The organism is Thermomonas sp., assembly GCF_046293095.1.
Taxonomy (GTDB): Bacteria; Pseudomonadota; Gammaproteobacteria; order Xanthomonadales; family Xanthomonadaceae; genus Thermomonas.
Window position 1 is genome coordinate 1 of sequence record NZ_JBKBPN010000006.1, and the last position, 12282, is coordinate 12282.

General features: G+C 69.5%; 12 protein-coding genes. 6 read left to right on the top strand and 6 right to left on the bottom strand.

Annotated features, from left to right (window positions below; genetic code table 11):
* Window positions 1–798, top strand: a 798-nt coding sequence (locus tag ACK4SG_RS10870; protein WP_409601772.1) for a DUF2189 domain-containing protein, incomplete at its 5' end; no start/stop codon positions are given.
* A 16-nt stretch (window positions 799–814) separates the two neighbouring features.
* Here the strand turns inward: ACK4SG_RS10870 and ACK4SG_RS10875 are convergent.
* Complete coding sequence (locus tag ACK4SG_RS10875; protein ID WP_409601773.1) at window positions 815–2782, bottom strand: M56 family metallopeptidase; 1968 nt, start codon at window positions 2780–2782, stop codon at window positions 815–817.
* Entirely contained in the window at window positions 2775–3161 is a 387-nt protein-coding gene (locus ACK4SG_RS10880) for a BlaI/MecI/CopY family transcriptional regulator (protein WP_409601774.1), read from the bottom strand. Before ACK4SG_RS10880 ends, ACK4SG_RS10875 begins: the two co-directional genes overlap by 8 nt.
* A 181-nt stretch (window positions 3162–3342) precedes the next feature.
* On the opposite strand from ACK4SG_RS10880, the gene ACK4SG_RS10885 reads away from it, so the two are divergent.
* Window positions 3343–3609 (top strand): DksA/TraR family C4-type zinc finger protein, encoded by a 267-nt coding sequence (locus tag ACK4SG_RS10885; RefSeq protein ID WP_409601775.1) that lies wholly within the window; start codon window positions 3343–3345, stop codon window positions 3607–3609.
* 55 nt (window positions 3610–3664) lie between these two features.
* Here ACK4SG_RS10885 and ACK4SG_RS10890 read toward each other — a convergent pair whose 3' ends face one another.
* On the bottom strand, window positions 3665–5008 hold the full coding sequence (locus ACK4SG_RS10890) for a hypothetical protein (RefSeq protein WP_409601776.1): 1344 nt from the start codon (window positions 5006–5008) through the stop codon (window positions 3665–3667).
* Between the two features lie 210 nt (window positions 5009–5218).
* On the opposite strand from ACK4SG_RS10890, the gene ACK4SG_RS10895 reads away from it, so the two are divergent.
* Window positions 5219–6934 (top strand): M1 family metallopeptidase, encoded by a 1716-nt coding sequence (locus ACK4SG_RS10895; protein ID WP_409601777.1) that lies wholly within the window; start codon window positions 5219–5221, stop codon window positions 6932–6934.
* A gap of 46 nt (window positions 6935–6980) precedes the next feature.
* Here ACK4SG_RS10895 and ACK4SG_RS10900 read toward each other — a convergent pair whose 3' ends face one another.
* Window positions 6981–8969 carry an SDR family oxidoreductase gene (locus tag ACK4SG_RS10900; protein WP_409601778.1) on the bottom strand — a complete coding sequence of 663 codons (1989 nt, stop codon included), beginning with the start codon at window positions 8967–8969 and terminating at the stop codon, window positions 6981–6983.
* Between the two features lie 147 nt (window positions 8970–9116).
* Between ACK4SG_RS10900 and ACK4SG_RS10905 the strand changes: the two genes are divergently transcribed.
* Together ACK4SG_RS10905 and ACK4SG_RS10910 are read left to right on the top strand one after the other, a co-directional pair.
* Window positions 9117–9374: an acyl-CoA-binding protein gene (locus ACK4SG_RS10905; RefSeq protein WP_409601779.1), complete on the top strand. Its 258-nt coding sequence runs from the start codon at window positions 9117–9119 to the stop codon at window positions 9372–9374.
* 11 nt (window positions 9375–9385) lie between these two features.
* Entirely contained in the window at window positions 9386–10012 is a 627-nt protein-coding gene (locus ACK4SG_RS10910) for a TetR/AcrR family transcriptional regulator (protein WP_409601780.1), read from the top strand.
* Between the two features lie 17 nt (window positions 10013–10029).
* On the opposite strand, the gene ACK4SG_RS10915 is transcribed toward ACK4SG_RS10910, so the two are convergent.
* On the bottom strand, window positions 10030–10182 hold the full coding sequence (locus tag ACK4SG_RS10915) for a hypothetical protein (RefSeq protein ID WP_409601781.1): 153 nt from the start codon (window positions 10180–10182) through the stop codon (window positions 10030–10032).
* 130 nt (window positions 10183–10312) lie between these two features.
* Between ACK4SG_RS10915 and ACK4SG_RS10920 the strand changes: the two genes are divergently transcribed.
* Complete coding sequence (locus ACK4SG_RS10920; RefSeq protein WP_409601782.1) at window positions 10313–11176, top strand: hypothetical protein; 864 nt, start codon at window positions 10313–10315, stop codon at window positions 11174–11176.
* A gap of 67 nt (window positions 11177–11243) precedes the next feature.
* Here the strand turns inward: ACK4SG_RS10920 and ACK4SG_RS10925 are convergent, their stop codons facing one another.
* Window positions 11244–12218: a restriction endonuclease gene (locus ACK4SG_RS10925; protein ID WP_409601783.1), complete on the bottom strand. Its 975-nt coding sequence runs from the start codon at window positions 12216–12218 to the stop codon at window positions 11244–11246.
* Window positions 12219–12282 lie beyond the last annotated feature (64 nt).

The following is a 12282-nucleotide window of genomic DNA, read 5'->3' on the forward strand; positions in this document are numbered from 1 at the left end:
GGTAGCGTCGCGTTGATGACGTCCCCGTCCGCCACGCCACCCGATGCCCCCACGCCCCGGCCGTTCGTCGTGCCCTGCCGTCGCTTGGGCATGGACGCGCCCTGGCGCTGGCTGCGGCTTGGATGGCGGGACCTGCGGCGGGCGCCGGGGCTGAGCCTGCTGTTCGGCGCGTTGATCGTGGCGGTCAGCCTGCTGGTCAGTGCGCTGGCATGGTGGCTGGGCCGGTTCGCGCTGCTGGCCACGCTGCTGTCCGGTTTCGTGTTCGTGGCGCCGATGCTGGCGGTGGGCCTGTATTGCGTCAGCCGCGGACTGGAACGCGGCGAGACCCCGCGCCTGCGGCAGTCGTTTTCGCTGGCGCGCCGCGTGGCGGGCCAGGCCGGCATCTACGCGCTGGGGCAGGGCGTGGTCATCCTGCTGTGGTCGCGCGCCGGGATGATGTTGAACGCGCTGTGGCCGATCGAACAGGGCGACCGGTTGGCGCTGCTGGAATACCTGACGCTGGGGAGTGGCGTCGGCGCGGTGTTCGCCACCGTCACCTTCGCCATTTCGGCGTTTTCCTTGCCGATGGTGGCGGACCGTGACGTCGATATGGTGACTGCCTGCGTGTCCAGCGTGAACGCGGTGCTGCGCAACAAGCCGGTGATGCTGCTGTGGGCGGCGCTGCTGGTGGCGATCACCGTGCTGGCCTTCGCCACCGCCTTCCTGGGATTGGCGGTGGCGATGCCGTGGCTGGCCTACGCGACCTGGCACGCCTACCGGGATACCCTGAATCCGGAGGGCTGGCCCGCGCTCGACTGAGCGCGGGCTGCTTCCATCAGCGCAGGGTCGGCGCGGGCTGCGCCAGGCCGCGGGCGATGGCGTCGTCGATCAGCCCACGGGTCTTGCCGTCGGCGGCACGGGCCGCGCGCTCGATGTCATGGCCCAGTGCGTCCATGTCTTGGCCGATCGCCTGCATGGGTGCGGCGGCCAGCTGCATGCGGTCGCCGACCTCGCGCAGGCGTTCGCCTTCCGCCTGCATGCGGGCCGACTCGGCCTGCAGCTGCGCATTCTGCGCCTGCAGCTGCGCGGACAGCGCCTCGGATTGTGCGGACAGGGCATCGTGCTGGCGCTCCAGTTCGGCCCGTTCCGACGCATCGGCCTTGCGCATGCGATGCGCCAGCCGGGCCTGCTCGGCCGCCAGTCCGGCCTGGCGCCGTGCCAGTGTCGCAATGCGTTCCGCGGCGGCCTCCATGGTGGGGGAGGGGGTCGGCTTCGGCGCCCTGTCCATGTCCGCCTGCAAGGCCTGCAGACGCGCCTGATGGGGCGCCATCCTGGCCTGCAGGGACTCCATCCGCGCGTTCAGTGCATTCACCGGCGACCAGGCGGCTTCCACCTGGGAGAGCAAGGCCGGGTCGCGCAGCACGACGTGCTTGCCGCCCTTGCGCACCAGCAGGAAGTCGCCGTCGATGCGGCTGCGGGCGGCTTCCAGGGCGGCCCGGTCGTCGCCGTCACCGGAGAACATCGTGCGGGTTTCGCCCTTGCGCACGAGCGTGTAACCGCTGCCGTCGGCATGGTGCAGCGACACGTCTGCGGGCGGGGCCGGCGGGGCTGGCGGCGCCATCGGCGGGGCCGGCGGCAGCGGTGCGGGCGGCGGCAGCGGTGCGGGCGGCGGCGGGGCGTCCGGAGCGTGCAGGGCGCCGTTGGGTGCCGGCGGGGGCACCGGCAACGCCGGCGGCGCGGGGGGCGCCAAGTGCTGAGGCGCGGGAGGCGCGACGGGCGTCTGGGCATGGGCGTAGAGCGCCGCGCCGGCCAGAGCCAGGCCGAGCAGCGGCAGGCTGGCAATCGAGAGCAGCTGGCCGCGGGCAAGGGCGGGGGCGGTGCGTGGGCGGAGCAGGTGCTGGATGCGGGACATGAGCAGGCCTCCTTGGGCGGCGGGTGCGAAACGGGGGGCGACAGGGCATGCAGCGTCGAAGCTGCGATCAAGCTCGGACAGCGCCAGTGCCAGCCGGCGCCGATCCCCGAGGGCCTCGGCGGCGAGATCGTCGGCGATCAGCTCGCGCTCCTGGCGGATGCGGCGGGACAGCCACCAGACCACGGGGTGATAGAACAGCAGGGCTTCGGCCGCGCCCTGCAGCAGGTTGACCAGGTAATCGTGGCGGCGGATGTGGGCCAGTTCATGGGCGATCAGCGCTTCCAGCAGCGGCGCCGGCATGCGGGCCGCCAGCGCTGCCGGCAGCAGCACCATCGGCCGCCACCAGCCGATGGCCAGCGGGGTCGTCGTGCCGTCGGTCAGGCTGAGCGGGATCGCGCCCCGCAGGCCCACCGCCGCGGCCAACCGGTCGGCGGCGGCTTGCCACGGGCCGTCGGGATCGGCCCAGGCATGGATGCGCAGGCGGTGGATCCACCACAGCCCGCCGGCCATGCGCAGCGACAGCACCAGCACACCAGCCGCCCAACCGGCGACCAGCCACGGCAGCGCCCTCGACCCGTCCATCGACGCGGCATCGGCCAGCGTGGTCCAGCGCAGCGGGACAGCGGATGCGGCAAGGGGCGAATGGCCGGCGGCGACCGGCGAGGCCAATGGGGCCGCGTCCGGTGCCAGCAGGATGGCCAGGGTCATCAGGGGCAGCAGCAGCGCCAGCGCCAGCGCGGCGCAGGCCACGGCATAGCGGATCTGCGGGCGCGCGTTGCGCAGCGCGGCCAGCACCAGCGCCGCCAGCAGGCCCAGCAGCGCGCCTTGCCAGAGGAAGTGCAGCAGGCTGGCGCCCAGGGCGGGTACGAAAGCAGGCAGGAGATCATGCATCGCGGTGCTCCTCCAGGAAGCGCTGGATTTCCGCGCGCTCCTCGTCGCTGACCCGGTTCCCGCGCAGGGCGGCCATCACCAGCGCCTTGCCCGAGCCGGCAAACGCCTTGTGGATGAGGTCGTCCAACAATTTCCCCTGCAGTGAGCTTTGCGCCTGTACCGGGGCATAGACATGGGCGCGCTGGCGCTCGTCGCGCTGGAGCAGGCCCTTGCCGTGCATGATCTGCAGCAGCCGCAGGACGTTGGCGTAGGACAGCGCGGGACGTTCGCGCTGCTGGGCTTCGTGGACCTGGCGTGCGGTGCTGGGTCCCAGCGCCCACAGGGTGCGCAGGACCTCCAGTTCGGCGGGCGTGGGCTTGGGCAGGCGGGGCGTCGGCATCGGCGTGGTCCAGCAGGGGTGCGTGATGGTGGGATGCTGCCCGGACTAGAAAGGTTTGTCTAGAAAATATTGTCTATTTCGGACGGACGGTACGGGCGGCGTTCAGCCTGTCGTGGCTGGGTGCGGCGTGCCGGGTGTATGGTTTGGCCCGGATTCCCGGAGAGGCGGCACGAGGACGGCGATGGCGACCGGTTGGGCAGGCGATGGCGCGGTGCAGGAACAGATCGATGCGACCGTGCAGGACGGCATCGCGCGGGCACGCAGCCGCTTGCCCAGTGGGTCCGGGTTGGAGCATTGCGAGGACTGCGATGCGCCGATCCCCGAGGGGCGTCGCCAGGCGATTCCCGGCGTGCGCCTGTGCGTGGCCTGCCAGCAGGCCCGCGACGCGGAGGAGGCGGCTTTTGCCGGCTACAACCGGCGCGGCAGCAAGGACAGCCAGCTGCGCTGAACCCGCCACGCCCGGCGCGAGGCCGGGCGTGTGCGTGTTGAGGCGGAGCGGGGCGTCAGTCGATGGTGAATGCCAGGATCAGGCCCAGCAAGGCCGGCAGGATCATGGCGTCGCCGTTCTCGTAGCGGCCGTACTGGTAGCGCCCGTAGTAACCGTCGCTGTAGCCGCGCTCGAACCCTTGGCGGAAGTAGTAGCGGTAGTCGCTCAGCGCTACATACGGTCCGTAGTAACCATAGCTGCCGTCAATCCAAGCGTAGTTGGCGCGGTAGTCGAACCGCCAGCGGTCGGCGCGATCGGCCCGCCCGGCGTACCAGCCCTCGCGGTAGCCGTCGCGCACCGCCTGGCGGAGCAGTTCGGCGCCGTAGCGGTTGGTGCTGTACCAGCGGCCGTCGTAGCCATAGCGGTAGTTGTAGGGGGTGTAGAAGTACGGGTCGCGGACATCGAACCGGTAGGCATCCCAGCGGGCCTGCGCGGCCAGCCAGCGGCGCCAGTAGTCCTGCTGGTAGCGGTATTGCGCGTGCCGGCGCTGGCGTTCCAGCGCATGGCGTTGGCGTTCGTACTCATTCCTGCGCCGATCTTCCTCGTGCTGCCACTGGGCCTGCTGGCGACGCGCGGCTTCGAAGCGTTCGCGCTGCTGCTCCGGGGACACGCGATCCCGGCGGTCTTCCCGCCAATCCCGGTCGCGGCCGCGCCCATCGTCGCCACGCCAGTCCGGGCGCCCGTCATCGCGGCGGACTTGCTCGCGTTGGCGCTGGGCCTCCTGTTCGCGGGCGCGGGCGATCACGTCGGCCTGTGGGCTGGCGGCCTCGGGTCGCTCGCTGTCCGGTGCGCGCAGCCGCCGTTGCCAGTCGGCACGGCCGCTGCGTTCCACGGTGGGCAGGCCTGGCTCCGACCGCGGGCGTTCGAAACGCGGGCGCGGCAAGGAATCGGCGGTCGGGGGTGTGTCGATACTGCGCCCGGCGCGCTCGCCGAAGCGTTCCTGGCGCTGCTCGCGTTGGCGTTCCTGCTGCTGGCGCGCCAGCTGGCCCCAGTTCTCGCGGCGCTCGCTGTCGCCGTCCGGGGCCGATAGGGTTGCCGGCAGGGGCAGCTGGACGGGACGAGGCTGGGCGATGCGCGGCTCGAAGCGATGCTGGGGTGAGATGCCCGATTCCACGGACGGCTGGGGCGTGATGCGCGGCGCCGGGGCCGGCATCGGCATGGGCGTGGCCAAGGGAGCTGGCGCCACGGCCTCAGCCTGCGGCGTGCTGGACTGGGTGCGGCGTTGCCACCGCTCCGCACGTCGGTCTTGCCGGTCCTGCAGGTCCTGCTGCGCTGCCAGCGCGGGGAGCAGCGTGCTGCCGGCCAGCAGGAGGCCCAGCAGGGCGTTCGGCCAGCGGGGCAGTGTGGAGATGCGGTTCATGGTGGTCGTCCCCGGCGCGCGACCCATTCGCGGCCTGTGCGCAGTTAGCGGCGTGCGCGATGAATCGCGGCTGAGGTTCGCGGGCGCGCCGGGCGGTTGCTGGCAGGCATTCAGTTTGGCGGCGTGGTTGCCGTGACCAACGGCAGACCCTGCCGGTGGCGCCGCCGTGCGATGGTAACGGCATTGCCCCACGGGACGTCCGCCATGCCGATGCAACGCCGCCTCCTTTCCCTGCCGCTGTTGCTGGCCGCATGTGCGGCGGGACCGGCGGTGGCCGCCGAGCAACCGCCGCTGACCCCCACCACCGCGGCCACGGGCTTGCCGCGCACGCCCGAGCAGGCGGCCACGACGATCGAGCAGGCCGAGCTGTCGTTCCGGGTGGATCCGGCGCGCCAGTGGCTGGACGGCGACGCGACCTTGCGCCTGCGCGTGGCACGCGACGTCGCGCGGCTGGTGGTGGACCTGGACCGCAACTACGCCATCGAGCAGGTCGAGATCGATGGCACCCCGGTGGATGCCGCGCATTGGCGCAATCCCGAAGGCCGCATGCAGGTGGACCTGCCGCGCCCGCTGGCGGCCGGCGGGCGCGCCACCCTGCGGATCCGTTACGCCGGGCATCCGCACGTGGCCAGCAAGGCGCCGTGGGATGGCGGCATTGTCTGGGCCACCGCGCCGACCGGCGAGCCATGGATCGCCACGGCGGTGCAGGGCGAGGGCTGCGACCTGCTGTGGCCGTGCATCGACCATCCGATGGGCAAGCCGGAGGTGGTGGTGCAGCACGTCACCGTGCCTGCGCCGCTGGTGGCGGCGGGCAACGGCATTGCCGAGGGCATGGACGAGCGCGACGGCTGGCGCACGTACCACTGGCGCGCCAAGCTGCCCGACACCTACGCCATCGCGCTCAACATCGGGCCCTATGAACTCCTGCAGGCCGATTACGCCTCCCGCTACGGCAACACCATCCCGCTGCGCTTCTGGTACCTGAAAGGCAACAAGGCCAAGGCCGAAGGGCTGTTCGCCGAGTTCGCGCCGATGCTGGACTTCTTCGAGGACATGATCGGGCCATACCCGTTCGCCGACGAGAAGATGGGCGTGGTGGAAACGCCGCACCTCGGCATGGAACACCAGACCATCAACGCCTATGGCAACGGCTACCGCAAGGCGGAAACGGGCTACGACTGGCTGCTGCAGCACGAATTCGCCCACGAGTGGTTCGGCAACCAGCTGACCAACGTGGACTGGGACGACTTCTGGCTGCACGAGGGCTATGGCACCTACATGCAGCCGCTCTACCTGCAGTGGCTGCGCGGCGACATGGAGTACATGGCGGCGCTGATGAAGATGCGCGCCACGCTGATGCTGCGCCACCCGGTGGTGGCCGGCCGCAGCATGGTGGAGAAGGATGTCTCCAGCGCCGACCGCGGCCCCGGCAATGACGTCTACTACAAGGGCGCGCTGATGCTGCACACGCTGCGCGGACTGATCGGCGACGATGCCTTCTTTCGCGCGACCCGTGAACTCGTGTACGGCACCGACGCGCCGCGTCCCGGCAATTTCAAGCCGCGCTATGCGTCTACCACTGATTACATCGCGCTGGTGAACCGCATCACCGGCAAGGACTATGGCTGGTTCTTCGACGTCTACCTGCGGTCGGTCAAGCTGCCGGAACTGGTGGCGACCCGCGATGCCGCCGGCCTGGCGCTGCAGTGGAAGACCGAGGGTGACAAGCCGTTCCCGATGCCGGTGCAGGTGCGCATTGGCAACCGCGTGTTGGACGTGCCGATGGTCGGCGGGCGCGGCCGGGTGGCGCTGGCAGCGGGTGAGAGTTACACCCTCGACCCGCATTCGAAGGTGCTGCGCGACCTGCCCTACATGGCCGATTACCAGCGCGACACGGCCGAGCGGGCCGCGGCGGCCAAGCGCTGAACGCGGCATCGGCCACGCCGGAGGACCCGCGCGGCCGCCTGCCCGGTTACCAGTGCACCCCGCGCATCAGCGCGGCGAAAGCGATCTGTTCCTGGCTGGGCGTTTCATCGCGCAGCGCCTTCTTGTCGCCCTTCGCGGCCGCGGAATCCGGGAACAGCTCGAATGCAGTGCTCATCACTGCCTCGTAGGCCTTCGGCGCCAGGGCATTGACCAGCGCGGCGAAAATGCCCAGCCGCGTGGCGATCCGGCTGGGCTTCTCGATGATGCCCTTCACCACCAGGTCGGCCGCTTCGTCCGGCGTCAGCGTGGGCACGCTGTCATACATCTTGGTTGGCGCGATCATCGGCGTCTTCACCAGCGGCATGTTGATGGTGGTGAAGCTGATGCCCTTGCCGGACAGTTCGCCCTGCGCGCAGCGGCTGAACGCGTCCAGAGCGGCCTTGCTGGCGACGTAGGCGGAGAACCGCGGCGAGTTCGCCAGCACGCCGATCGAGCTGATGTTAATGATGTGGCCCTTGCGCCGCTGCACCATCGTGGGCATGAAGCCCAGGATCAGGCGGATGCTGCCGAAGTAGTTCAGCTGCATCGTCCGCTCGAAGTCGTGGAAGCGGTCGTAGCTCAGCTCGATGGAACGGCGGATCGAGCGCCCGGCGTTGTTCACCAGGATGTCGACGTGGCCGTGTTCCTTGAGGATCGTGGCCACCAGCCGGTCGCAGTCCGCCATGTCGGCCAGGTCGGCGGTGTACGCGAACACCTTGCCGCCCGCCGCTTTCATTTCGTCGCGCGCCTTGAACAGCTCCTCCTCGCCGCGCGCCACGATGACGGTAGTCGCACCCGCGGCCGCCACCTTCTGCGCGGTGGCAAGGCCGATGCCCGAGGAGCCGCCGGTGATCACCACCACCTTGCCCTTGACCTTGCTCTTCAGGCTGCGGTCGATGAACAGGTCCGGGTCGAGGTGGCGCTCCCAGTAGTCCCACAGCCGCCACGCGTAGTCCTCCAGGCGCGGCACCACGATGCCGCTGCCCTTGAGCGCGCGTTCCGCCTCGCGGTTATCGAAGCGGGTGGGGTAGGTGATGAACTTGAGCGTTTCCTTCGGGATCCTGAAGTCGCGCAGCAGCATGGCGATGAACCGCCGCACCGGCGGCAGGCTGCCCACCGCCATGCGCACGCTGCCCGGCAGGAACGCGAACATGCGCGCGTCGATGCGCATCGTCATCTCCGGCGCGTGGCCGGCACGGGCGAAGGTGTTCAGCACCTCGCCGACGCGCAGCGGCTCGGGATCGGTGAGGTGGAAGCAGTGGCCGTCCAGGCGCGGCTTGTGGGCGATATGGTCCATCGCATCGGCGACGAAATCCACCGGCACGATGTTGACCCGGCCGCCCTCGATGCCCAGCGTCGGCATCCACGGCGGCAGCGTCTGCCGCAGCTTCTTGAGGAAGGTGAAGAAGTAGTAGGGGCCGTCGATCTTGTCGATCTCGCCGGTCTTCGAATGGCCCACCACCATGCCCGGGCGGTAGATCCGCCATTTGATCCGGGTCTCCGCGCGCACCAGGCCCTCGGAGTCGTGCTTGGTGCGCAGGTAGGCATCATCCAGGCCTTCGGCCTCGTCGAACATGTCCTCGCGGAACACGCCGGGGTACATGCCGGCCGCGGCGATCGAGCTGGTGTGGTGGAAGCAGCCCACCTTCAGCGCGGCGGCCAGGTCCAGCGCGTTGCGGGTGCCGTCTATATTGGCTGCATGCATCGCCTCCGGCGTTGCGGCCATGTCGTAGATCGCGGCCAGGTGGAAAAAGTGCTTGACCTTGCCGGACAGGCTGCGCAACTGCGCGGCGGACAGGCCGCACTTCGGCGCGGTCATCTCGCCGGCCACCGGCAGCACGCGCTTGCGGTCCCAGCCGCGCTGCTTGGCCAGCGCCTCGAACTTCTTCATCGAGTCCTTGCGCACCAGCACGTGGATCGTGCCTTTGCGCTTGAGCAGGTTGTCGATCAGAAAGCGGCCGATGAACCCGGTGCCGCCGGTCACGAAATAAGCCATTGCGCATCCCCTTCAGGCTTGCCAGGCGCGTTGCGCGCCCGCGTGCCGCTACGTTGCCAGAGCCGCGCGCGCACGACAATTCCCCGCCGTATTGACCCGTCCGGGGGTGCGTGGTGAGATGACGGCCTCATTGCAAGGGGGAATGCCATGGCCGACCTGAAAGCCCTGTTCGAGCAAGCCGCCAAGGATGTGCATGCACTGGCGGAACGACCGGACAACGACACCCTGTTGCGCCTCTACGCGCTCTACAAGCAGGGATCGGAAGGCGACGTCAGCGGCCCCAAGCCGGGCTTCTTCGATTTCGTGGGTACCGCCAAGTACGAGGCGTGGGCGAAGCTGAAGGGCACCGCGCAGGAGGAGGCGATGCGCAAGTACGTGGACCTGGTGAAGAAACTGACCGCCTGAGGATGCTGCGCATGGCCAGGCAGACCCGCCAGCGCATCCTCGATGCGTCCCTGTCGATGTTCAACGCACAGGGCGAGCCCAACGTCACCACCAACCACATCGCCGACGAGCTGGAGATCAGCCCGGGCAACCTGTACTACCACTTCCGCAACAAGGACGACATCATCGAGCAGCTGTTCGCCGGCTACGAGGCGCGGATGGATGCCGCCCTGTCGGCGCCGGCAGGGCGGCTGCCGGAGCTTGAGGATGTCTGGCTGCAGCTGCACCTGGTTTTCGAGTGCATCTGGGACTACCGCTTCCTGTACCGCGATCTGGTGGATATCCTCAGCCGCAACCGCCGTCTGCGGCTGCGCTTCGCCCGCATCCTGAAACGCGCGGACGAGCAGGCGCATATGGTCATGCGCGGTCTGGTGCAGGCCGGAGTGATGCGTGCCTCCGCCGACGAGTTGGACGCCGCCGCCACCAATATCCTGGTCATCGCCACGTTCTGGATGAACTATGCCGCTGCGCGCGGCGACAAGGACGAGCATGCCTCGATCCGCGACGGTATCGTCCAGGTGATGATGCTGATCGCGCCGTTCCTGCGCGATGCCGAGCGCGTCCATCTCAACACGCTGACGCGCGCCTACCTCGACTGACCCCGAGCCGCGGGCGGTCAGCGCGCCGACGGTTTCCTCACGCGCGCCACCGTTGCGCGCAGCAGACGGCGTGCGGCCGGAAACAGCCCCAGCGCCGCCAGCCACACGTGGCGGCCGCTGGGCGTGAACAGGGCTGCACGCTGGCTGGCGGGATTCCGGCGGTCGGTCATGGCGGCTCCGGAGGATGGATTGCGAGCAGGCTGCGGCCGCCCCGTGGAGCAAACACACTACCGCCCCCTTGCCAGCCGTCGCGGCGCGCAGGATGCTGGGAACCACGTTTTCAACAGGGGGCATTGCCGCATGGCCAGCAAGAAATCCGCCGCGTCCACCTGGGCGCCGTTTCCCCACGACGCCAAGCCCTTCGCCTATGCCGGCGACGCGCTGAAGAAGATGTGGCCCAAGCTGCATGCGGGCGACTGCGAGCCTTATCCCGATGCCAAGCGGGCGGCCGCCCTGCTGAAGGCGGCGGGCAAGGCGGCGCCGAAGCTGGATGCCGACGCGCTGGCGGCGGCCCTACAGGAGGCGTGGCGGGCGTTCCATCGCGGCGATTTCCAGGCGGCGTTCGAGGCCGGTGAAGCGCTGGGACCGGTGGGGGGCTCGGTGGCGGTGAAGGCGCTTGGGATCCATGCCACCTACCTCGTCGATGACGAAGACGAGAGGCTCAAGCGCTTCGAGCGTGCCGCCGCGCTGGCGGAGGCGGCGATCGCGGCACTACCGGACGAGGCCAACAGCCACTATCGGCATGCCTTTGCGTTGGGCCGGTACAGCCAGGGGCTGTCGATCACCAAGGCGCTGAAGCTGGGCATTGCCGGCAAGGTGCGTGCATCGCTGGATGCCGCGCTCGACCTGGCGCCGAAGCACGCCGAGGCGCATACCGCGCTGGCGCTGTACCACGCCGAGATCATCGGCAAGATCGGCGCGATGATCGGCGGCCTGACCTACGGGGCCAAGGCCAGCGAGGCGGAAAAGCACATCAGGGAAGCGCTGAAGCTCACGCCGGCGTCGCCGATCGCGCACATCGAGTACGGCAACGTCCTGTTGCTGCTGGATCCGCGCCGCAACGAGGATGCAGCAGCCGAGGCCTACGAGCAGGCAGCCAATGCCAAGCCGCTGGATGCCATGGAGGCGCTGGACGCGGCCTACGCAAGCGCGCAGTTGGAGTAGGGGAAGCGCCCGGCGTTGCTTCGGTCCCACCGCAGGGCATTCCGGACGGTGGTCGCTGGTCAGTGCCTCAGTACGTCCTGCACTGCTTGAAGCGCACCGGCCGCTGGCTGCCCGCGGGGGGTTGCAACTGCAGGCGCGAGGATGCCAGCTCCGGATAGCGCTCCAGCAAGGGGCACAACGCCGGGATCGGGTCGCCGGTTTCGGAGGCGAGATAGACCAGCAGGGTGGATTGCGTGGACCACAGCGCGCGGTCGATGCCGGGCAGCGTGGAAATGGTGTTGGCCACTTCGCGACGACGCTGTTCGAGGGCTTCGGGATCGGTGGGGACCGGCGTGCTTTCCTGCGCTGCCGAGGCGGTCGAGGTGCCTGCCGCCGGCGTAGTGGCGGTATGTACAGGCGGTGGTGGCAGGGCATCGGCGTCCTGCGGTGGCGTCTGCAGGGCCTGGGCCAGCATCCAGGCCAGCAGGCCGATGATCGCGGCACCGCCCCAGGCCAGACCGATGTGCTGGCGCAGGGAGGCAGGGATATGTGAGGTGGAGGCCGATTCGCCGGCATTGCCCAGGTAGGGCCTGACCTCCGGCCACAGCTGCTGGCCGTCGATCAATTCGATGTTCTGTTGCCGTGCGATCCGCCTGGCTTCGTCATCGAACTGGCCGGGGGTCACCACGATGACATGCTGTGCACCGCGCAGGGTGGCTGACTGGGCCAGCCCCAGCAGCGCCTGCACCCCGACCACCGATGCGCTGCCGTATTTGCAGGACAGCAGGGTGCGGCTGCCATCCCGCTCCAGCACGATGTCATTGCCGTCGGTGGGGATTCCATCGGCAGGCAGCCCTTCGTCGGCGGCCGGGTGATACCCGCGGGCGCGCAGGACCTGCAGTACCAGCCGGGCGAACTCCCGCCACCGCAGCTTGCCCAGCTCGTCGGCGGTGCGTTGCCTGGTTTCCCGGGGCAGCCGGGCCATCTGGGTATGGCGCAGCCAAGCCGTCAGGCCAAGGCCGGACAGGACGAATACAAGCAGGGCAATCGCGATGGGAAGCATGGAAGGTGAAATCGCTTGCGGCCAGAGGGGGCGCCACTATACCGGCTGATACGCCAAAGGCGGG